Source organism: Brevibacillus sp. GCM10020057, assembly GCF_042683565.1.
In the GTDB taxonomy this organism is placed as follows: Bacteria; Bacillota; Bacilli; order Brevibacillales; family Brevibacillaceae; genus Brevibacillus.
In genome coordinates this window covers 253,234-274,697 of record NZ_JBHUJW010000023.1, presented here as the reverse complement: position 1 = coordinate 274,697, position 21,464 = coordinate 253,234, and the positions used below count along the sequence as shown (strand labels likewise).

Annotated in this window: 21 protein-coding genes; 12 read left to right on the top strand and 9 right to left on the bottom strand. The window is 55.5% G+C overall.

The features are described from left to right. Positions 1 to 98: 98 nt before the first annotated feature. The 5 genes from ACFSO0_RS08250 to ACFSO0_RS08230 are packed head-to-tail and all read left to right on the top strand — an operon-like array spanning position 99 to position 3,719. Complete coding sequence (locus ACFSO0_RS08250; RefSeq protein ID WP_376878798.1) at positions 99 to 929, top strand: electron transfer flavoprotein subunit beta/FixA family protein; 831 nt, start codon at positions 99 to 101, stop codon at positions 927 to 929. Continuing rightward, the gene (locus ACFSO0_RS08245; RefSeq protein ID WP_376878796.1) at positions 926 to 1,957 is read left to right on the top strand and encodes an electron transfer flavoprotein subunit alpha/FixB family protein; all 1,032 of its coding nucleotides are present in this window, start codon (positions 926 to 928) and stop codon (positions 1,955 to 1,957) included. The genes ACFSO0_RS08250 and ACFSO0_RS08245 overlap by 4 nt, the downstream gene beginning before the upstream one ends. Then, a complete protein-coding gene (locus ACFSO0_RS08240; protein ID WP_376878794.1) occupies positions 1,941 to 3,236 on the top strand; it encodes an FAD-dependent oxidoreductase in 1,296 nt (431 codons plus the stop codon). The genes ACFSO0_RS08245 and ACFSO0_RS08240 overlap by 17 nt, the downstream gene beginning before the upstream one ends. Then, on the top strand, positions 3,236 to 3,532 hold the full coding sequence (locus ACFSO0_RS08235; protein ID WP_376878909.1) for a ferredoxin family protein: 297 nt from the start codon (positions 3,236 to 3,238) through the stop codon (positions 3,530 to 3,532). The genes ACFSO0_RS08240 and ACFSO0_RS08235 overlap by 1 nt, the downstream gene beginning before the upstream one ends. 16 nt (positions 3,533 to 3,548) lie before the next feature. Next, complete coding sequence (locus ACFSO0_RS08230) at positions 3,549 to 3,719, top strand: hypothetical protein (protein ID WP_376878792.1); 171 nt, start codon at positions 3,549 to 3,551, stop codon at positions 3,717 to 3,719. Positions 3,720 to 3,757: 38 nt separating this feature from the next. On the opposite strand, the gene ACFSO0_RS08225 is transcribed toward ACFSO0_RS08230, so the two are convergent. From ACFSO0_RS08225 to ACFSO0_RS08205, 5 genes are all read right to left on the bottom strand, one after another. Continuing rightward, positions 3,758 to 4,144 (bottom strand): M67 family metallopeptidase, encoded by a 387-nt coding sequence (locus ACFSO0_RS08225; protein WP_376878907.1) that lies wholly within the window; start codon positions 4,142 to 4,144, stop codon positions 3,758 to 3,760. Between the two features lie 22 nt (positions 4,145 to 4,166). Next, positions 4,167 to 4,352, bottom strand: a complete 186-nt coding sequence (locus ACFSO0_RS08220) for a hypothetical protein (protein ID WP_376878790.1) — start codon at positions 4,350 to 4,352, stop codon at positions 4,167 to 4,169. Between the two features lie 82 nt (positions 4,353 to 4,434). Beyond that, positions 4,435 to 6,399 (bottom strand): hypothetical protein, encoded by a 1,965-nt coding sequence (locus ACFSO0_RS08215; RefSeq protein ID WP_376878788.1) that lies wholly within the window; start codon positions 6,397 to 6,399, stop codon positions 4,435 to 4,437. Positions 6,400 to 6,556: 157 nt separating this feature from the next. Next, positions 6,557 to 7,765: a BMQ_0737 family morphogenetic spore coat protein gene (locus tag ACFSO0_RS08210; protein WP_376878786.1), complete on the bottom strand. Its 1,209-nt coding sequence runs from the start codon at positions 7,763 to 7,765 to the stop codon at positions 6,557 to 6,559. A 105-nt stretch (positions 7,766 to 7,870) separates the two neighbouring features. Then, positions 7,871 to 8,752 (bottom strand): glycosyltransferase family 2 protein, encoded by an 882-nt coding sequence (locus ACFSO0_RS08205; protein WP_376878784.1) that lies wholly within the window; start codon positions 8,750 to 8,752, stop codon positions 7,871 to 7,873. A gap of 148 nt (positions 8,753 to 8,900) precedes the next feature. Here ACFSO0_RS08205 and ACFSO0_RS08200 point away from each other — a divergent pair, with 148 nt between their 5' ends. After that, positions 8,901 to 10,379 (top strand): hypothetical protein, encoded by a 1,479-nt coding sequence (locus ACFSO0_RS08200; RefSeq protein WP_376878782.1) that lies wholly within the window; start codon positions 8,901 to 8,903, stop codon positions 10,377 to 10,379. A gap of 52 nt (positions 10,380 to 10,431) precedes the next feature. On the opposite strand, the gene ACFSO0_RS08195 is transcribed toward ACFSO0_RS08200, so the two are convergent. Continuing rightward, complete coding sequence (locus ACFSO0_RS08195; protein ID WP_376878780.1) at positions 10,432 to 11,538, bottom strand: peptidoglycan-binding protein; 1,107 nt, start codon at positions 11,536 to 11,538, stop codon at positions 10,432 to 10,434. Positions 11,539 to 11,632: 94 nt separating this feature from the next. On the opposite strand from ACFSO0_RS08195, the gene ACFSO0_RS08190 reads away from it, so the two are divergent. Continuing rightward, complete coding sequence (locus tag ACFSO0_RS08190) at positions 11,633 to 11,980, top strand: DUF1360 domain-containing protein (RefSeq protein ID WP_376878778.1); 348 nt, start codon at positions 11,633 to 11,635, stop codon at positions 11,978 to 11,980. 2 nt (positions 11,981 to 11,982) lie between these two features. Here the strand turns inward: ACFSO0_RS08190 and ACFSO0_RS08185 are convergent, their stop codons facing one another. The 3 genes from ACFSO0_RS08185 to ACFSO0_RS08175 all read right to left on the bottom strand — a co-directional run bounded on the left by ACFSO0_RS08185 (position 11,983) and on the right by ACFSO0_RS08175 (position 15,539). Beyond that, positions 11,983 to 13,167: a glycosyltransferase family 2 protein gene (locus ACFSO0_RS08185; RefSeq protein WP_376878776.1), complete on the bottom strand. Its 1,185-nt coding sequence runs from the start codon at positions 13,165 to 13,167 to the stop codon at positions 11,983 to 11,985. 178 nt (positions 13,168 to 13,345) lie between these two features. After that, complete coding sequence (locus ACFSO0_RS08180) at positions 13,346 to 14,194, bottom strand: DUF1698 domain-containing protein (RefSeq protein ID WP_376878774.1); 849 nt, start codon at positions 14,192 to 14,194, stop codon at positions 13,346 to 13,348. Between the two features lie 142 nt (positions 14,195 to 14,336). After that, entirely contained in the window at positions 14,337 to 15,539 is a 1,203-nt protein-coding gene (locus ACFSO0_RS08175) for a glycosyltransferase family 2 protein (protein ID WP_376878772.1), read from the bottom strand. Positions 15,540 to 15,908: 369 nt separating this feature from the next. Here ACFSO0_RS08175 and ACFSO0_RS08170 point away from each other — a divergent pair, with 369 nt between their 5' ends. From ACFSO0_RS08170 to ACFSO0_RS08150, 5 genes are all read left to right on the top strand, one after another. Next, the gene (locus ACFSO0_RS08170) at positions 15,909 to 16,841 is read left to right on the top strand and encodes a glycosyltransferase family 61 protein (RefSeq protein ID WP_376878770.1); all 933 of its coding nucleotides are present in this window, start codon (positions 15,909 to 15,911) and stop codon (positions 16,839 to 16,841) included. Positions 16,842 to 17,003: 162 nt separating this feature from the next. Beyond that, a complete protein-coding gene (locus tag ACFSO0_RS08165; RefSeq protein WP_376878768.1) occupies positions 17,004 to 18,386 on the top strand; it encodes a sugar phosphate nucleotidyltransferase in 1,383 nt (460 codons plus the stop codon). 19 nt (positions 18,387 to 18,405) lie between these two features. Then, positions 18,406 to 19,365, top strand: coding sequence for an NAD-dependent epimerase/dehydratase family protein (locus ACFSO0_RS08160; RefSeq protein ID WP_376878766.1), 960 nt, complete (start codon positions 18,406 to 18,408; stop codon positions 19,363 to 19,365). Positions 19,366 to 19,461: 96 nt separating this feature from the next. Continuing rightward, positions 19,462 to 20,568 carry a glycosyltransferase family 61 protein gene (locus ACFSO0_RS08155; protein WP_376878764.1) on the top strand — a complete coding sequence of 369 codons (1,107 nt, stop codon included), beginning with the start codon at positions 19,462 to 19,464 and terminating at the stop codon, positions 20,566 to 20,568. Between the two features lie 13 nt (positions 20,569 to 20,581). Then, positions 20,582 to 21,403 (top strand): alpha-1,2-fucosyltransferase, encoded by an 822-nt coding sequence (locus ACFSO0_RS08150; protein WP_376878762.1) that lies wholly within the window; start codon positions 20,582 to 20,584, stop codon positions 21,401 to 21,403. The last annotated feature ends 61 nt before the right edge of the window (positions 21,404 to 21,464 follow it).

Sequence of the window (21,464 nt, the reverse complement as noted above, 5' to 3'; positions counted from 1 at the left end):
GAACGACAAGCTGCCTGAAGGATCGCGCGAAAAAGAGACAACCATGTCAACCGTACTAAGATGAGATTCGCGGCCCGGCAGCAAGGGGGGAATGGTAGATGCTGCACATCGTCGCTTGCATCAAGCAAGTGCCGGATACGAAAATCATCAAGATGAATCCCAAGACCAATACGATGGACCGGGCGAGCGCACCCGCGATCCTCAATCCGTATGATGCCCATGCCGTTGAGGAGGCAGTCCGGCTGAAGCAGCGGTACGGAGGGATCGTCTCTGTCGTGACCATGGGTCCTCCACCGGCGGTCAAGGCGATCCGCAAATGCGTCGAGATCGGAGCAGATGCTGGATACCTCATCACGGACAGGGCTTTCGCCGGGGCGGATACGCTGGCGACGAGCTACGCGATCACCAAGGCAATCGAGAAAATCGCCCAGACGCAGCCTGTTGATCTGGTGATTTGCGGCAAAATGACGATCGACGGCGACACGGGGCAGGTCGGTCCGGGCATCGCCCGCAGGCTCGATATTCCGCCGCTGACCAACGTTAAAAAGGTCGTGGAAGTGAACAAGGCGGAGGGGTATTGCATCGTCCACCGCAAGCTGGAGGACGGCTATGAAGTGGTGCAATCCGCCTTGCCTTGTCTCTTTTCCGTGGAGAAGGAGATCAACGAGGTGCCGTATTCGCCGCTGCCGAACATGCTGCGTGCCGCACGCTACGATCCTGTCGTCTGGAGTGTGGACGACCTGGGAGACATCGACCGCTCGCAGTTGGGACTGAAAGGCTCGCCCACGGTCGTGGCGAAGGTCTGGCCTCCGGAAAAGCCAAAAGGCGGCGACATGCTGGAAGGGACGCCGCGGGAGCAAGTCGCGCGGCTGATGGAGATTTTGCAGGAGAAAAAAGGATTGTTTCGGGTGAAGGAGGGGCAGGCATGAATCTGGAGGATTATCGCGGCATCTGGGTGTACGCGGAGGTGAAGGACGGCAGGATCGCGCCGGTTTCCCTGGAGCTGCTCGGTGCGGGACGTCAGATGGCGGACAAACGGGGCGTGCCGCTCGCGGGACTGTTGATCGGGGATGGCGTCAAGCAGCTGGCGGAGACGCTCTTCTCCTATGGCGCAGACCAGGTCTATGTGTATGACGACCCGATCTTTCACTATTACCGCACGGAGTCGTACATGCGCGCCGTGATCGAATGCGTGAACAAACACAAGCCGGAAATCATCCTGTACGGGGCGACTTCTACGGGCAAGGACCTGGCTTCGGCAGTGGCGACCGACCTGGAGACAGGGCTGACCGCCGACACGACGATGCTCGACGTCAATGCCGAGACCGGTCTTCTGGAAGCGAGCCGACCGGCTTTTGGCGGCAATATCATGGCGACCATCCTTTGCAAAAAGCATCGGCCGCAGATGGCTACGGTCCGCCCGAAGGTGATGCGTGCGCTGGAACCGAACCCTGCCCGCACAGGCGAGATCATCGAGGAGAGCATCGCGCTGCGCGAGCAAGACATTCGCACCAAAGTGCTGAAAATCGTCCGCGAGACCAGGAAAAAAGTGCGGCTGGACGAGGCGGATGTCATCGTGGCGGGGGGAAAAGGGCTGGGCAGCAAGGAAGGCTTTGCGCTGATCCACCAGTTCGCGGAAAAGATCGGCGCCACCGTGGGGGCGAGCCGGGATGCGGTCGAGGCAGGCTGGATCGGGCATGAACACCAGGTCGGGCAGACAGGCGTGACGGTGACGCCGAAAATCTACTTTGCCATCGGTATATCGGGAGCGATCCAGCACCTGGTCGGGATGCGCAACTCCGGCATGATTATTGCCATAAACAAGGACCCAAACGCGCTCATCTTTCAGTCATGCCACTACGGGATCGTCGGGGACGCCTTTGAAATCGTGCCTTTGCTGATGGAGGCGTTTCAGAAGGTGCCGGACAAGGAGGTACAATATGGCGGAAAAGTTTGATGTCATTGTAGTCGGAGCAGGTCCGGCGGGGACGGCCTGTGCGTACACTCTCGCCAAACAAGGAGTGAACGTCCTCTTAATGGAGCGGGGGGAATATCCCGGCTCGAAAAACGTGATGGGCGGCGTGCTGTACCGCAAGACGATGGAGGACATCATCCCCGGTTTTTACAAGGAAGCACCCGTGGAGAGGCCGATTGTCGAGCAGCGCTTCATGATGCTGGACAAAGAATCGGCGCTCACTTTCAGCTACAAAGGGCTGGAGTGGGCGCAGGAGCCGTACAACAACTTCACCGTTCTGCGCGCCAAATTCGACCAGTGGTTCGCGGACAAGGCGGTGCAGGCAGGTGCGCTTTTGCTCAATGAGACAGTGGCGCTGGAGTGCATCGTGGAGAACGGCAAAGTCACCGGGATACGCACGGACCGTCCGGATGGCGACGTGTACGCGGACGTCGTCGTGCTGGCAGACGGCGTCAATTCGCTGCTCTCCAAATCGCTCGGCTTCCACAAGGAATTCCGTCCTGGCGAAGTAGCGCTGGCCGTCATGGAGGTGCTAAAGCTGGACCGGAAAATCATCGAGGATCGCTTCAATCTGGAAGGCGACCACGGTTGCACCATCGAGATTTTCGGTGACTCGACCAAAGGAATTTTGGGCACGGCTTGGCTGTACACGAACAAGGACAGCTTGAACATCGGGGTCGGGACGATGCTCTCGGGCCTGATAAAAAACAAGATCAAACCGTATGAATTGCTGGATTATGTAAAAAATCACCCGATGATCCGCCCCTATATACAGGGCTGCGAACAGCAGGAATACCTGGCCCACCTGATTCCCGAGGGAGGCTATCGGTCGATGCCCAAACTCGTCGGAGACGGGGTGATTGTCGTAGGCGATGCGGCCCAGCTGGTCAACGCGATCCATCGGGAAGGCTCCAACATGGCGATGGCTTCCGGGGTGATGGCGGCGGAGACGATCATCCGTGCTCGCGAGGCCAAAGATTTCTCGGAGCGCATGCTCGATTCGTACCGCATCAGCCTTTTGGACAGCTTCGTCGGGCAGGATCTGAAGAAGTACAAGGACGCGACCCATCACTTCGAGAAGTACCCGCAATATTTTGAGCAGTACATCCCGATGATGAACAAGGCAGCCAGCCAGATGTTCACGGTAGACGGCACTTCCAAATGGAACAAGCAGAAAAAGATCTGGAGCGAGCTCGGCACGGCTAGGGACAAGTGGAAGATGGCCCGCGATCTGATGAATGCATGGAGGGTGATGAAGTGATGGCGACGATCCCCAAAGGGCAGCCGATCGAAGAAAAGCAATACCTGGTCCGGTTCAAAGCCGACACGCAGTCCCATCTTCACGTGCTTGACGCAGACATCTGTGCGACCAAGTGCCCGGATAAGCTGTGCACGATCTTTTGCCCGGCCGAAGTCTACAAATGGGAAGAGGTGCGGATGCATGTGGGATACGAAGGGTGTCACGAATGCGGAAGCTGCCGGATCGGCTGTCCATTTGAAAACATCAAGTGGGAATACCCGAAAGGCGGTCACGGAATCATATTCAGACTCGGTTAATGGGCGGGGAAGCGCGATGATCCAGGAGGGCGACAAAGTCGTATTTTTGAAGGACGGGGTGCGGGGGATTGTCATCCGCGTCGAGGAGGGCCGCTGCCATGTCTTGTGGGAAGATGAGTTTGTCAGCTGGGAGAAGATAGAGCTGCTGCGCCTGGAAGAAGCGAAAGAACAGCGGGAGTTAGGATAGCTCCCGCTGCTTTATATCCGGCATCCGGCTGTCGGCGGCTAACGCAGAGAGTAGGGCAAAGAAAAGACGCGCGTCCCGACGATCCGGTAGCAGCCGATGACCGGTTCTGATGAAGACAAGGATACGATGAGGTAAGCCGCTTCCGGGTAGTGGGCGTACGCTATATCCTCAAGGGATGGCAAGGGGGGAGCCGTTGGATGGGAGTGGTAGATTCCCGCAAGCGTCTCTCCCTTCAGCGCCATTTTTTGCAAGACTTTTTGAACGTGACGTAAGTCCATGGCAAAGGCCACTGGGCTCTTTTCGATGTTTTCCATTCTCCAGAGGGTTTCCGCGCAACCGTTTCTGCCTGAAAGTAATCCGCAAGCCTCCATAGGGCGTTCCTCCAGGCAATGCCTGACCATCTCGTGCCAGACAGTGCGGGACATCAAGAAAGGTTGTTCGTGAAATTCAGCCTTGCCAGCGCCTGCCGCAGCAGCCTCCCGATTTTTTTGGCTGGACGTACGGCTTGACGTTGTGAACAGGACCCGATTTGGGCAGAGGCGTCAGGGGCCTTGCCGCAGGCCGCTGCTGCATCTGGCGGACGGCCATTTGGTGGCGCTGTTGATAGAGTGCACGGAGTTGTTCAGGTGTCATGGTATTCCCTCCCTTTCTTTACTGTACTATGTTGTATTCAGCGTGCCGCTGTGTGGGAACGGCACCCGCACATCGGGGGAGGTCATTTGAACGGATTGAATGTGTTCCCGGGATTGGTCTTTGGAGGGAGCGTGAAGGTGGCGGGAATGGAGTTGGAGGTCTGCTGAAGGTTTTGCATGGGCTGCGCGGTTACGGAAGGGCTCTGCGACGAGAGCGTCGAGGGCAGCTGACTGAGCACTTTGTTCGCGCGGGCTTCCTTTAACGTGAAATCCTTGATCGCTTGTCGGTATTTCTCCTCTTTGTCCTGAAGCTCCTTGATCTGCTGTTTCAGACCATCTACCGTTTTTTTCAGCACTTTCTCCTGGGTGGAGATGCGCTCCAGCTCCTTGGCCAGTTCACTTGCCTGCTTCTTGTACTGCTGTTCGATCGAATCGACCTGGGCGAGGGAACGCTGATACTTTTCCTGCTCTGCCTTGGCAGCTGCGAGCGATTGCTCAAGCTGTTCGAGCTTTTTCTCATACGCGGCGGCTTTTTCTCGCTCGCTTTCCAGTTGCTTGACGAGCTCCTTCAGCTGCTTGCTCGCTTCCGCCTGTGAAGTGAGGGCGTGTTGCAGCTCCTGCTCGCGCTGTTCGATGGTTTGTGCAAGTTCCTGTGCCCGTTGTTCCCACATGAACCGGGATTCCTCCAGCTGCGATCGTTCGCGAAGCAGTTCGGCTTCACGTTGTCCGGCGGCGGAAATTTGCTGCTGGGCAGCTTCAAGCTTTGCGTTCCATTGCCGCTCATGCTCCTGCAGTTGTTGAATTTTGTACTCCTGGTCGGCGATGAGTTGGATGAGCTCCGTTTCTTTTTTCCTGGCGTCGGCCAGCTGCTTTTCCGCAGCCTCTTGCTGTTGGAGCGCGATTGCGAGTTGCTGACTGGACTCCTCGAGCTGCTGCTCTGCCGATTCAAGCCGCTCTTGGGAGGCATTCAGCTGCTGCGCTGTGTCTTCCTGCCGCTGGCGGGATTCTGTCAATTGCTGTTTGGCAGCTTCGAGCTGCTGTTCTGCTGCTTCCAGCTGCTGTTCCGTTACCTCAAGTCGCTGCTGCGCTGCTACAAGCTGCGTCCGGGAAGCCTCCAGTTGCTGTTCTGTGACCGCAAGCCGTTGCTGCGCTGCTTCCAGCTGCGCCTGAGAATCCTCCAGTTGCTGTTCTGTGACTGCGAGCCGCTGCTCCGCCGCTTCCAGCTGTTGCAGGGTAGACTCGAACTGCGTCTGGGAAGCCTCCAGTTGCTGTTCTGTGATTGCGAGCCGTTGCTCGGCTGCTTCCAACTGTTGCAGGGTAGACTCGAGCTGCGTCCGGGTAGCTTCATGCTGCTTTCTCCATTGTTCGGAGGACGCATCAAGACCCTCCATTTCTCGGCGGAGCGTCTCTAGTGCCTGCCGCAGTACATCTTCCTGCTCCTGGTAGCGGGCGATGGTTTCATCCTTTTCCATGCATTGCTGCTCGGAGGCTGCGAGCCGGCTCTCATATTCAGTCAGTTGCTGCTGCCATTGCTGAGCGCTCTGCTGCCAGCTGGCCTGGGCATTGGCAAATTCCTCACGCAGCTCCTGCAAGGAAGTGTCGTCGGTTTTGGCTGCGTTTTTGGCTTCGAGCAATTCTGCCTTCAGCGCATCCGTCGTCTGCTTCCATTTCGCCTCCCGCTCCTTGTAGGCAAAGAGGGCTTTTTCCCGCTGCTCCAGGACGTCTTGCTGCTGTTGCACCTTGTCTTCCAGTTGTGCGAGGCGAGACTGGGTCTGGGCAAGCATCTGCTTCCACCCTTGTTCCTTTGCCTGCAAGGAAGAGAGCGTCTCTTCGTATCGCCCTACGGCTTCCTGATGTGCTTGCTCGCGTTCCAGCAACGCTTGCAGCTGCTCCTGTAGCTGATTGATTTCCTCACTGTATTGCGATGCTTTGGCTTCGTAGTAATACGCCTGTTTTTTCAACAGCTGGAGCTTTTCATTTCCGCGTTTTCCCTTGCTCGTACTGGTGCTCGTGACGCTGCTCGCGGTGGAGGTCCTTTTTTTGAGCATAGTGTTGTCCTCCTTTTTTCATGTAGGTATCCTCTATAGACATATGTAGCGTACATGGATTGGTGCCTGTTTCGGCGCGGGCCGGCTCGGGAAAGAAAAGACGGGAGAAGCCATGGCCTCCTCCCGTCGTATGCGGAATGATTGAATTTCGCAAAGTTTACGGAGTCGTAATGACGATATCCCCGAAGGTGACGCAATCGGCAACGAGCAGTTGTTCGTCCGGAACGACAGCGACTGTTGCGGAGAACACGAGCACACCGTTGACGTCGTTCAAGGTCAGGATGATCACGTCTGGCAGGCCAAGGCCCGTTTCCGCGAGCGTCAGCGAGTAGGTCATCGTTTCTTGTACGCCGGACGACGTGAAGGTGCGTACACCTGTACCGGTGACGACGAGACCTGCCAAGATAGTCAGGCCAGGCAGTATGTCGATGCAAGTAGGCGAGCTGATGGACGTCGGCGAGAAGCTGAAGCTTTGATCGCCAGGGAGTACATCAGGCAGGACATTATCAAAGAAGTTAAAGGTAAACGAGCTGCTGGATGGATCGCAGGACGGGCAGATATCGGCGATGAGTTGGATCGTACCAATTGCGGCGGTAAGCGGTATGCCGATAGATACAGAAATGTTAGGCACAAGGGCATTCACAGATGCCTGGCAATCGCAGTTCGCCACTGGGAAGATCGGCGGGCATTGCGGCGGGAACGCGATCGGCGGGCAGCGGAAGGATGGTGTCGGGGATGGTACAGGAATGCTGTTCGGACGCGGCGAGCAGAATTTGGCGAGAACTTCCAGTTTGACTTCCGCTTCTACCTGGATCTCTACGCACACAATGACGTCGAGCTGGACCATGCCTCCGAGAAGGACGTTACCGACAGGGTTGCATTCAATGGCGCTGATGCGGCAGACGATGTTGTTCTCATCAAGCGGTTCAGGCAGGCACAGCACGACTTCCTGGTCGAACTGGACGGTGGTCGAAAATTCGCACAGAGGCGTGTTGTCGGCAAATACGCGCACCAGTACAGTCGCCCCAAACACGAACCGAACGACACCGACGCGAACAGTGTTTCCGCCGACGATGATGTTCTCACGGCGAATACTGACGACGTTGCAGGTAGGACCGGGTGCCATCGGCTCTACGCAGGAGATGGTGATATCCTGGCCGGCACGAATCGCTGCGTCCACCAGTGCTCGACAATCGTCGGGAAGGGCAATCTTGTTTCGGTAGCTGTTAGCGAGAACGACCCAGTCATACACCTTGTTGACGCGAATGCACTCCGGCTGCAGGTTGTTCGAGATCGGAGGGGTAGCGGTTGGTGTGGGGGAAGGTGTAGGGAGCTGGCGACCCTTGATGGGCTTCACATGATTCACCGTATGAATCCTTCCTTTCCTAGAGGATTTGCTTTGCAGTTACATACTATGTGGGCAATGGGAAATTTGCTTGTCAACGAATGCCTATTTTTGGTATTGGAAGGCTCAAAAAGGAATGCGGAAACGCTGGAAGAACCAGTTGTCGTCGTATTTTCTATGGGCGAAATAGCGCATGCGCTGGGCGGCTGCGCCGTGTGTCAGGACGTCGTCTTCGATCTCCGACGCTTTCGCATAGACGATGAGCTTCTTGCATGCTTCGATGCGCGGCTCGCTGAAGTGGCTGTACGCCATGCGCAGCATGTTGTAATAGACGTGCTCGTGGACGACGGTGTACGGGTGCGCCTTGCGGAACAGATGTAAAATTTTGACGGAAGGGTGGACCATGCACGTATACCCGAACAGCCACATTTTGATGGAAAACTCGATGTCCTCATATCCCCAGACGCGAAACCCGCGGTCAAAGCCCCCTACTTTTTGGAACACTTCCCGCGACACGAGAAAGCACCCTCCCGGCAGGATCGCGACGGGTGCCAACTTGGGCGGACGAGGGTTCCAGATCACGCCGAGCTTCTGATCCAGACTTTGGCCGTAGCCGATCACGTGTGGCTCGGTCATGGACGCGATGCCCGGGGCGACACCGTCTGCCTGCCGGGTGAGCACGACCTCCATCAGCTGGTCGATCCAGAAGTTTTCAAACTGCAAATGAGCATCGCAAAAGATGAAATACTTCCCTTTGGCATGCTCCGCACCCAAATTGCGCGCTGCGGCAGCGCCGATTCCATTGGTCGTAATCAGCGTAATCTGCGGAGACTTGAGCTGCTGCAAAAAAAGGCAGCAATTATCAGTAGAAGCATCGTCAACCACGATGACCTCGTATGCATATCGGGTACGGCAATTGAAAAGGGACATGATCGTGGAACGCACATTGTCTCCTTCGTTTTTCACAGGGATGATGATCGAGACCAAAGGCGTTTGCTGTACAGACATATCACCACTCCTCTCCCTGTCATGCTATGCCGCTTGCGACATGGCGGAACGCCCGGAACCCAAAATCTCGCCAGGCACGCTTCACTCATAGCGCTGGGCATTCATACAATAAGGCGGATACTGTCAGTGCTTGGAAGGAGTGACTGGGATGGATGTCGAGGTGTATTACGGCGGGCGGCGCGGAGGAACCATGCCCTATACGGCTCTGCCTGCCTTTCGGTTGTTTTGCAGGCAAAATGGTTTCCAGCTCAAATGGGACCCGAAAAACAAGCGGGTGGATCTGGACTCGCTTTTGAAGGGGAAGGTCTGTGTTCTGTACACGGGAGCGTCGGCTCAGGAGCTTGCCATTGAAAAGGAAATCGCGGAGAAGGTACAGCAGTTCGTTTCCGAATACCGGATGGAGGTCGTCTACGGCTCCAGGAACGCCGCGCAAGTCAGCCATGCGGATATAGCCATTCGCATCAGCGTCAAGGAATTGAGGCTGCTGGAAAAGCCGAAGCTGGTTCTCTTCCAGCCGGACGACCGCCGGGAGCTGGTGCGGTCGCTGCAATCGGAATTGAAGCAGACGGGGATTCCGTGCGTGATCAAAGCAAGCAAGGCGGCGGGAAAATCGGGAAGTGGAGCCGTTCACCTGCAGCTGCAAATTCCGCAGTTTACGGAAATTTACAAGCGCAGGCTGTACGGGGAAAAGGTCGCGTTCTATCTGGCATCCGGCATTTTGAATTACTTCCAGGAAGATTTGCGCATTCAACCGCTCGCTTGCTTGCCGCCCAATCTGTTCAAAGTGTTTCTCGACAACGTCATACAGGGACAGTCGCTGCAGGCGCAAACGGAGTCGGGGCATGTTGGGGAGTGCAGGCAGGAGCAGGCGGATGCCGCAGTCCCGCAGGAGCAAAAGCAGCAAGGTGAGCTGGAGGAGCACGTGGAAAGCGGAGAAGACCAACTGGTGCTGACCATTCACGACGTGACGGGCGAAGCGGTGGCAGAAGCGGAGCAGGCTGTGACGGAAGCGCCAGGAGCGGAAACAGCTCCGGTGACAGAAACAGCTCCGGTGACAGAAACAGCTCAGGCGACAGAAACAGCTCAGGCGACAGAAACAGCGCCAGCCGCGGAGCCGATCGTCCACCATCCCGTCCAAGTGCCGGATCAACCTGAACAAAGGCTGGAGGCCGAAGTGTTTTTTGACTACACGCTGATTCACTCGGATTCGCAGGACCGGCCATACCTTCTGGTGGGAACTTTGCAGGTCAAAAATACGGGGACGGCGGACTTGTACAATCCGATTGTCTGCCTGCGCGTCACCCCGACGGATTCCATCAAAATGGGGGGACAGGTGCTGCCGCCGAAGCTGGTCGATACGATGGCCGTGCAGGGGATGGCCGGCGTAAGAGGATGGAGGTACTTAGATGACGATTGGTTTAGCCAGGCGAAGGAGCGCGGCGAATATTGGATCGCGCCTATTCAGCCAGTCCTGATCCCGCCCAAGGCGACAGAGTCATTCCAGAACTTCCAGATCTCCTTTATGAAGCAGCCGTCCGGCCAGGCCGTCACCGTGGAAGGCATTGTGCTCTGCAACAACCAGGAGGTAAACTTCTCCGCAAGCAACCGGATTGCCATTACGTTCTGAATGAGAAACCCCCATTATCTCCAGCGGAAATGATGGGGGCTGCGCTTGCATATTATTTTTTCAGGAACATTTGTACAAACGTTTTGCCGTACGGGCCGCCATTGACGACGGCGATCCCTATATAGTCGTACGTGCTGCTCATGATGTTGGCTTTGTGTCCCGAGGAGTTCATGAACATCTGGTGGGCACCGCTTACCGTCTGGTTTTGGGCGATGTTTTCAGCAGCAGCGATGTAGTTGATCCCGAACGTCTCCATCATTTGGAACGGCGAGCCGTACGTAGGAGAGGTATGGCTGAAATAGCCTTTATCGACCATCTCCTGTGCTTTGATGCGGGCGACCTTCGTCAGCTGCATGTCTACCTGGTAAGGAGCGAGGCCTTTGCTCGTGCGCTCCTTGTTGACCAGCTGCACCATTTCCTTTTCATCCGCCGTCAATTCAGACGGCAGCGGCACATTGGCGTTGGAATTTTGGCCCGAGCCTGAATTTTGGGAAGAATCGTTGTTGGAAGCAGGCGGAGTAGCAGGAGCCGGTGTTGTCGTGCCTGGCTTCGTCGAATCGTCCTTGTGGTTTTTATAGGCATCCGTGATGGCTGCGTACGTTTTCGCATCGGCTTCCCCAGTGAGCGTCTGTTTGTTGCGGGATTGGAACAGCATGACGGCAAAACGGGTCGAGTCGTCATAGGTTCCTGTCGCCGTTACTTTGTATCCGAGAGCCGCAAGCATGTTTTGCAATTCTTTGACGCGCTCGCCTGCGGAGCCGAGCTTGAGCGTCGCGGTGCTCGTCGTCTGATCCGACGGCTTGGACGGTGTGCCAGGCTTTGACTCGGGCTTCGTCGTCGGTTTTTTGGAAGCATTGTAGACCTGCTTCAGCTTGTTATAAGTTGTCAGGTTGACTACGCCCGTCTGTTTCAGCTCGTACTTTTTCTGAAACCGTTTGACGTTGTACACCGTGTTGGCGTTGTACAGCCTGTCCACTTTCAGCTTGTAGTCAAACTTCAATGCGTCAAGCATCTTTTCCACTTCGAGGACTCTCGCGCTGTTCATTCCTTTTTTCAGAGACACAAACTTCGCTGTTTTGGCATCTGCTGTTTGTCCGATCATGGTGAAGGCGACGGACAGGGAAAGGATAGCTGCAATCTTCGTTACATGGCGATTCATGTCATCACGCCTTTCTCTGGTTTGTCGTGACCAATGGTAACAAATTGTCACGACTTAGGGAAAGTTATAAATATTGGAAAGGGATGGAGAGCGCATGTTTGACCTATCCTGGCTGGACCTGACCATTCTCGTGCTGGCCAGCTTCCGTCTCACCCATTTGATCGTGTTTGACGAAATCACTGAGCCTCTGCGCAGCCCATTTATTGCCATCACATACGAGACGGACGCTTCGGGGCAGGTGCTGCGCCAAGTCCAGTTCAAGGGCGGCAAATTCCGCCGCTGGATCGGACGGTTGCTTAGCTGCTACTGGTGTGTCGGCATCTGGGCGGCACTCGCCATTGTCCTCATGTACCTGTATGTACCGGCCGCCTATCCGGTCATCCTCCTGCTCGCCATCGCAGGAGCGGCGGCCGTCATCGAGACGAAAATGTACATGGGCTAGAATCACTGGCGAAAGGCCTGGTAAATGATGGCTTCCTCGTGATTGAGGGGCAGCACCTCTTCTGCCAGGTAGCCTCCTACGCGCAAGCCGTCTATCTGGGGGACGGCAGGCTGGATCATGCTCGTCGAAGCCAGATCGATCCGATTCACCTGGTTTGCCGTGTCCAGGGGGATTTCCAGCGCGAATTGCGCTTTGGTGACAGTGAACGTCTTCGCCAGCCTGCCGTTGACCAGCGCCGTCAAGGAAAAGGCTTTGGGCAGCTGCATCGGGGCGCCCGGAACCTTGCCTTTCACCAGCAGAAGCTGGGCACGAGCTGTCGATTCGGATTCCAGGGTGACGCGCAAAATCGGCGGGGCCCACAGGTCGCGGTAACGATTCATGCCGGTGATCCGCGATGAGTTGGAGCGGAGCGTCTTGAGCTGCCGAAGCAGATCGATCACGCCCATGCTCCGGTATTGCGACAAGTGGGAGACCCAGTGGGACGGGATCGACGAGTAGTTTTTCGCGAGGGATCTCAAGACCTCCGGCACCCCGACGGAATGCCACTGTGTCGCGGATTTGCAGGAGCCGTGCAGACGGGTATTCGCCAAAAAGTCCGGGATGAAGCCGATCGTGTGCACTTTGGCGATGCGCATCCAGAGATCGTAGTCCATGCAGAAATTCAGTTTTTCATCCACGCCGCCCATTTGCCGAAAGACATGCGTGCGGATGAAAGCGGATGGCTGGCAGACAACACAGGATTGATACAGATTCTGGGCGTCGGCTTTTTCGCTGGCGAAGGTGCTGAAAGGGACGCCTGCTTCATCGATGACCTCGCATTGCCCGTGAACCATGCCGCAAGCGGGCTGGCTTTGCAGGTACTGCACCGCTTTGCGCACCGCCCCGGGCAAATACGTGTCGTCCGAGTTCAGCCAGCCGATGATTTCGCCCCTCGCCATGGCCAAGCCTTTGTTAATGGCGTGCGACTGCCCGTTGTCCGGCTCGGATACGTAGCGAAAGCGCGGGTCTTTGCTGGCATACTCTTGCAAGATGGAAACCGTCTCATCGGTTGAACCGCCATCGACGACGATGTGCTCAAGGTTCGGGTAGTCCTGGCTCAAAATGCTGTCGATCGTCTCTCGGATAAACTTTCCTTGATTGTAGGAGGGGGTAATGACGCTCACCAAAGGCAGCGCAGATCGTGACAACGTACAACACTCCTTTGCGTGAAGTCTTTGGAAACAGGAAAAGTGCTACGAACAGCGTATGTACAAGGGCTTTCCCATGCATCAGGACGTTCGCCCGATTTTTCGTCAGGCGGCATCGTCAACCAGACAAAAAGGTGCACCGGGCGGCGATACCGGGTGCACCTTTTGCGGTTGCCAGCTACAAATAATCGGGGATGAGCCCGGGATTGCGGTATACCCGGAGCAACTCGGCGTACGCTTCCCGATCGATGGCGCTGCCTGGAACGGCTTTCGCGACGAGGCTGATTCGTCCAGCTTCGTAACCCCCGTGATTGCCGGACGGAATCGTGCGGATGGAATCGGGAATCGGCTCAAACAGCGTGCTGCGGAGCATCTCCATCACACAAGGAACGGTTGGCACCCACCAGGTCGTAAAATCGTTGTAGATCCGGTTCATTGCGCCGGGAGGGCCGTTGTACACCATCATCGACTGATTCATGTCCAAAATGCAGGCCGTTTCGAGCAGCAGGTGACCGCCAGTCTTCAGGACGCTCCTGCTCTGGGACAGTGTCCACATCGGATCGCGGAGATGATAGAGCAGGCCGAGATGCTGCACGATGTCAAGTTTGTTGTGGAAAATTTGCCGCGGAAAAGGCAGGGGTGTGGTGCCGTCGTCCATCAGGAGCACCTGCAAGCCTTCCCAGAGCCTGTAAGGAGAGACGTTGTACATCGGAATGACTTTGCTCTGCAAAATGTTTTTGCAAAACTCAAAGTTGCTGTAAAGCGGGTGAAAACAGTCGGTCGCCACGACCAGGCCAGCTCCCAGCTGTTCTGCCTCAAAAGACCACATGCCGTCAAAGCTGGCGAGATCGAGCACGCGCTTGCCAGCGTAGGAGATATGCGAGCGCGACTCGCGCGTCATGTTCCAGAGTGCAGTGAGCGCGTCGATGCCCGGAGTCACGATGCCAGGCCGCAGCTCGATTTTGTGATACCATCTGCGTTTCGCAACTTCTGCCAGAATCTCTTCGTTTGTCCAATGCCTGCCCAATGGATCGATTCCCCCTCTTTCGGTCTTTGCCCGATGAGATTTGGTAGGAAATTTTCGGCTACTTATACGGTACGTTCAGGCAACCCTGCTTGAACCGGTATAGGAACATGAATTTGCTCCCAATTTTTGCCCAAAAGCGTCTTCATCCCTGTTTCAGCGAAGGCACCTGCAGCAAAATCCGGTAAAACGCAGCTTCCTCGGCGGACAGCGGGACGACTTCCTGGGCCATGAAGCTGACCGCACGCTTTGTGTTTTGCTCATGTGCCTGGTTCATCGTAAACTGCGAGGAAAACAGCGTGACTACGTTTTGCGTGCGGCTTCGGTCGAGCGGGATCTCCCAGGTAAAATTGGGTAAGGTCGTCTCGAAAGTACCGCAGGATTGTCCATTGACCGTCGCCATGCTAATGAATTTCCGCGCAGGACCCTGCAGGAGCGCCGCGCCCCGGATGAGCAGCGAGATGGCAGGCGAGCCGGGATCGGACTCTACGGTGATCGTGAACCGGGGAGGAACCCACAGGTCGGGGAAGCGGTTCATCCCGGCGATTTTGGGAGAGTTGCCAAACAGGGCATTGGATTTGCACTGGTGGATGATGTACGGAATGCCGAGCTTCCTGGCATAGCCCATCCATGTTGTAGAAATGCTCCCGTAATGCTTGACGACCGTCTTCAGCACTTCGGGAAAGCCGATGGTGTTCCACTGGGTTGCCGATTTGCACGTGCTGTGGACCCGGGCGTTGGCCAAATAGTCCCGGATGAAACCGAAGGCGTGGTTTTTGGAAAGGCGAATCCACAAATCATAGTCCATGCAAAAACGAAGGCTCTCGTCTACCCCGCCAAGCTGCTGGAACACGCTTTTGTGCAGAAAGGCAGTGGGCTGGATCACAGGGCAGGAGTGGTACAGCTGCTTGACGTCTGTCTGCCAATAGTGGACGGGGTACTGAATCTTGCTGTTCTCGTCGATGATGTAGCCGTTCCCGGTGACGATCGCCCACTCAGGGTGCAGCCGCAGAGCCTGCACCGCTTTTTCGATCGCCCTTGGCAAATACGTATCATCGGAATTTACCCAGCCGATGATCTCACCTCTTGCCATGGCTAGTCCTTTGTTGATGGCGTGGGACTGCCCTCTGTCCGGCTCGGAGACGTAGCGGAAGCGGGGATCGGTACTGGCGTAGTGCTGCAAGATCGAGAGTGTCTCATCGGTGGAGCCGCCGTCGACCACGATGTGCTCGAGGTGCGGATAGTTTTGGCGCAGCACACTTTCAATCGTTTCTCGTATATATCTGCCCTGGTTGTAGGAGGGCGTAATGACGCTGACCATAGGGAGATCGCGCTGAAGGGATGACACAGGATCACTCCATTTCCGAACATTTTCTCCAAAGGGAGAAGAAGTTTCATAATAAAATATGTTCGGGAAAAAAGGAGGACACGGTAGATTTTCCTTAAGTTTCAGCCAAAATTCGTGTTTGCGCGAAAGTATCATTCCAGCCTGAACGAACAGAGCATATACCGTATAGAAGAGTTGTGAGAAGGAAAGGAGATGGTTCGTATCGCAGCCGCTTTTCCTCCTCCTGGCGCGGAGATCTATCACCGGGCGGCAGATTGGGTGTACAGAAAATACAAGAACCCAGAAGGGGTTAGTCGGAATATTCAGGTTTTTCCTTGTGAATATGTCCGATACGAACCGAATGGGGGGCAAGCTGCCTACGACTGGCCGATGTATCGAGGTGCGGTCCCTCATTATATCGCGAAAATGGACAGGGGGAGAATCTGGGGACCAAACGGGGCGGTCATCAGTCCGGACAACAAGCTCGTGTGGGATATGTCCCAAGAGCCGTGTGTGCCGCGGCAGCATCCGATTTTCCGGCAGACGGAGCTGCCGATGCCCGAATACATGCCCTTGACGCTCGGAAATGCGACCTATAACAGCGCGGCCAATTATTTTTTCTGGATGGTGGAAGTTTTGGCCCGCATCGAGCTGTGGCGCAGCAAGGGGATAGAGATCGACAAATACGTGATCAATAAACGAGTCAGGTCTTTTCAATGGGAAACGTTGCAAACCCTTGGAATCCCGGAGGAAAGACTGATCGAGTGCCACAAGGACTTGCATATCCAAGCACGGCAGCTGGTTCTGACCCCTGTGGTCGCCTACACCGGTCAAGTGTCCAAATGGATTTGCGATCTGCTGCGGATAAAGCTGGGACCGCCGCCAGGCACGAAGCGCGACCCTTTCTACGAAAAAATATATGTGAGCAGGGCCGGCGCGACGCATCGCCACGTGCACAATGAGCAAGAGTTGAACGCTTACCTGGCCGAGAAAGGGTTTGTCACGATCCATTGCGACAGGTATACGGTTGCCGAGCAGGCCTACATTTTCTCCTCAGCCAAAACAGTGATTGCACCGCATGGGGCAGCACTGACGAATCTAGTGTTTTGCCAGCCGGGAACGAAGGTCATCGAGCTGTTCTCGCCCAACTGGGTGCGGCACACCTATTGGGTGATCAGCACGCATTGCCGGCTCGAATACTACCGGCTGATCGGCAAGCAAGCGGAGCTGGAAAATCCGACCGAATTCCAAAGAATAATAGATGACATTCGGATTGATTGGGATAATCTGCACGACGTCATTCAACAGGCTGGCGTCCTGTAATCCCCCAAAGCCCGGCATCGTCATATTGCCGGGTTTTTCTTGTGCCGCCCCCTCGCAAACCCATCGAGAGATTCAACCATTTTCGTCCAGTTATTAAGCAAATGATGGCAGTCATTCATATGATGATTCGAGTTAAAAGAATGCCGGATAGAGGTGCATAGGATGAAACTGGTGTTACTCTCTGGCGGTTCAGGAAAACGATTATGGCCGCTATCCAACGATGTTCGCTCCAAACAGTTTCTCAAAATGCTGCGCAATCAACACGGCGAATGGGAATCGATGGTCCAGCGAATCTGGGGACAGCTGCAGACGTATGGCCAATTTGACGAAGTGTACCTGTCGACGAGCAAGGCGCAAGTTGACCTGATCCAGAGTCAGTTAGGGATGGATGTCCCTGTCATTATTGAACCTGAATCCAAGGATACGTTTGGCGCGATTGCGCTGGCAGCCGCGTATTTGCATACCGCATGCGGTGTATCGAATCAGGAAGTGATCGCCGTCATGCCGGTGGACCCGTACGTGGACAGCCCGTTTTTTCAGCACATTCTGCAATTGGAAGGCGCGCTTGCCGATTCAGGGGCACAGCTTGCCCTGATTGGCGTCGAGCCGACGTACCCTTCCACGAAGTACGGATATATCGTTCGCGACGAGGAAGAAACCTGTCCGGGGGATGGACGGGGATACCAAAATGTCCGCAGTTTCAAGGAAAAGCCGACGGAATCCGAGGCGCGCAAGCTGTGCGAGCAGCAGGCCCTCTGGAATTGCGGCGTCTTTGCCTTTCAACTGGGCTTTCTCCTCGGGGAAATGGAGAAGAGAGGCATTCCGACCGATTACGAGCTATTGCTGAATCGGTACGAGAGCCTGACGAAGATCAGCTTTGACCTGGAGATCGTGGAAAAATCGCAAAAGACCGTCGTCATCCCTTACAAAGGATACTGGAGGGACTTGGGTACCTGGAATACACTCACGGAAGAAATGAATGCGAGGATCGTTGGCAGAGGGTATATGGACGAGGAGTGCACCAATACACACGTCATCAATGAACTGGGCCTTCCCGTCGTGACGATCGGGATACCCAATGCGGTGGTCGCCGTCAGCCACGACGGCATACTCGTCGCCAATAAAGCCAAAAGCCACCTCGTAAAAGAAGTGGTAAAAGAGTACGAGCATCGACCGATGTACGAGGAGCGCAGATGGGGATGGTACCAGGTGATGAATTTCCAAAAAATGGATAATAGTACCGAGACACTGACCAAGAAGCTGTTTATCCATGCCGGCAAAAATTTGAGCTATCAGTACCACCTCCAGCGGAGCGAGGTATGGGTGGTCGTCGCGGGCGAGGGCGATTTTGTCCTGGACGGTCGTCTGCAACATATTCAACCGGGCGATGTGCTGCAAATCCCGCAAGGCGCCAAGCACGGAATCAAGGCAGTAAGTGATATGGAAATCATCGAAGTCCAAATGGGGGCAAAGCTCGTCGAGGAGGATATCGTCCGCCTCGGCATGACCTGGGATGAAATTTCCAAATGGACGCAACACGGATGATGGAATGGAGAGTGAACCGGTGCCAAGGAAAAAACGTGTGCTGATTACAGGGGCAGCCGGTTTTATCGGATCTCATCTGGCGAAAAAGCTGGTGGCTGCCGACTGTGAAGTGATCGGCATTGACAATTTGTGTTCAGGAGTAAGAAAAAACGTGCAAGAGCTAGAAAGCCAAGCGAACTTTCGCTTTCTGGAGCTGGATCTGGTCACCGGCGAGCTGCTGTCGATCCCCGAGCTGGCGGTCGATGAAATCTACCATCTTGCTTCTCCGGCGTCGCCGAAATTTTATCAGATGCATCCGTTTGAGACGATGCTGGTCAATACGATCGGGACGCGAAATGTACTGGAGCTTGCCCGGAAGTACCGAGCCAAGTTCCTGTATGCGAGCACGAGCGAGGTGTACGGTGATGCCGAGGTTCATCCTCAGCCCGAGGATTACTGCGGAAAGGTGAGGACGTGGGGTCCCAGAGCCTGCTATGACGAATCCAAACGCTTGGGGGAAGTGTACTGCTACGAATACTACCACCTGTTTCAGGTCAGGGTGCGCATTGCTCGCATTTTCAACACGTATTCGGAAGGCTTGCGAAATGACGACGGCAGGGTGATATCCAATTTTCTCGCCCAGGCTCTTGGCGGGAAGGATCTCACCATTTACGGCGACGGCTTGCAGACCCGCTGCTTTTGCCATGTGGATGATACCGTCAGGGCTTTGCTGCTGATGATGGAGAACGATCGAGCGGAAGGGGAAATCATCAATATCGGCAATCCAGCCGAATACACCATTCTGGAGGTCGCCAGGCTCGTGTTAGAGCTGACGGAGTCTACCAGCCAGATCTGCTATTTGCCGCTGCCGATTGACGACCCGCGCCGTCGTTGTCCCGTGATCGACAAAGCCAGGGAGATTCTGGGCTGGGAGCCGAAAATCGATTTGCGAGAAGGACTGATACGCGCCATCCAACAGAAGCGAAAGGCGGGGCCCTAGCCTTCGCCGTCTGATGATAGAGGATCGTAGGACAAAACGCTCTGCAGCATGTCAGGTTCGTCTGCGCAGGTGCGGAGTAATTGAGGGTGAAACGATATGCACAATTCGCTGCGGCCATCTGGCTATTATGAAACGACGCAGGAGTGGGCGCGAAAAACGCTGGACGACGCGACCTTTTCCAAAAGATATGTACCGTTCCCGTACGCTCCGACCGTGTTCCGCTCGCCGCCCAAAAGCGTGGAGTCCAAGCTCCATCCGGTGTTCGAGTGGTGCATGAATACAAAGCCGGGTCCGCAGTTCATAGCTGCGATCCCGATGGGAAGGGTAGCGGGCCGCTCGGGAGGTGTCATCAGCCCGGATAACAAGCTGCTCTGGGATGTGTCGATCGAGTCGGAGGGACCGGAAAAGCATTCCGTCTTTACAGATCCGCTTCCGGGGCAGAAAATGTACGTTCCGGGCAACGTCGCCGTGCTCACCTCCTACGCCAGCCACAACTACTACCACTGGCTGTACGACGTGATCGCGCGCATTTATTTGCTGCGGCGAAGCGGCATCCCGATTCACAAGTACATTTTGAACGGAGCGGGAGAGCAGCCTTTTCAGTCAGAAACGCTCGCCGCTCTCGGCATCGCTCCAAAGCAGCGAATCGTATGCCGCCCGAATGTCTCTATTCAGGCGGAAAATCTCATTGTCTCATCCATGCCTGGATTTTCTGGCCATCCGCCGAAATGGGCCTGTCACTTCATCAAGTCAGCCTTGCAGACGATGCGAAGAGTCCCGACCCTGCCGGGATTTGAACGGCTGTACATCAGCCGCGCACACGCGAGGTATCGCAAGGTGAAAAACGAGCCCCAGCTGATCGGCCTGCTGGCGAAATACGGCTTTCGGATGATCCAGCTCGAACGGCTTTCCGTGTACGACCAAGCAAAGCTGTTCTCCTCTGCACAGGTAATTGTCTCTCCCCACGGGGCAGGGCTGGCGAATCTGACCTTTTGCAGGCCGGGGACGAAGGTTTTGGAGATCTATTCTCCAAAGTACGTCAATCCGCTCTATTATGTGCTGAGCAACCAGATGGAGCTGGACTATTCATATGTGATCGGCCAAGGGTACGTACCGGGAGAGCACGCCCACATGATCATGGACGATATTACCGTGGATCTGTCCCATGTTCAGCAAATGCTCGCAAATATGCTGCGGGGGTAAAAGGAGGGAGCAAATGGCGTCTGCGCAGCCTGTAATCACCATGTCGACACTCGGACACAATGGGCGCTTCGGCAATCAACTGTTCCAATACGCATTTTTGAAAGTACATGCGAAAAAGCATCAGCTGGCAGTCGAGACACCGAGCTGGATTGGTCAATATTTGTTCGGTTTGTACGATCCGCCGATCACGAAAAAGCTGCCGATGGTCAGACAGACGTCTCCATTGTTCTCGCAAGACTTGATTGCGAAATCACCGTACCCCTACCAGAACGTCGATTTTTGGGGCTATTTTCAATACCATACGAGCTATTACGCCCCCGATAGAGCCTATATTTGCTCGCTGTTCCAGCCGGTCACGCACGTCAAGCAAAGGGGGGAGGCTGCGATGAACGCGCTGCGCTCGCGGGGGAGGACGGTGATTGGCATCCATCTGCGCAGGACGGATTACGTGGCGTACAACTGCTTTGTTGCGCCGAACCAATGGTATGTCGATTGGCTGAAAGCCAATTGGCATTCCTGGCAGTCGCCTGTGCTGTTCATTGCCAGTGACGACCTGGATGCCGTACTGCCAGACTTTGCCGAATTCAGACCCGTGACCTCCCGCGATCTCGGGGTCACGATACACGAGGCCAGCTATTATCTGGACTTCTATGTGCTGACCCAGTGCGAGGCAGTCGCGATTTCCAACAGCACGTTTTCCTTTACGGCAAGCATGCTGAACACCCGCGGCGCTTTCGTCAGGCCGTACCGCGATCTGGCGAGGCTCGTTCCTTTTGACCCGTGGAACAGCGATGTGTTGAAGGTCAATTTCGCAAACGATGGAGTGCGCATGTAATAGAGAGTCGGGCGAATGACGGTCAGGAGCCGAAAACCGGGTGTGGGTGGTTTTCGGCTCC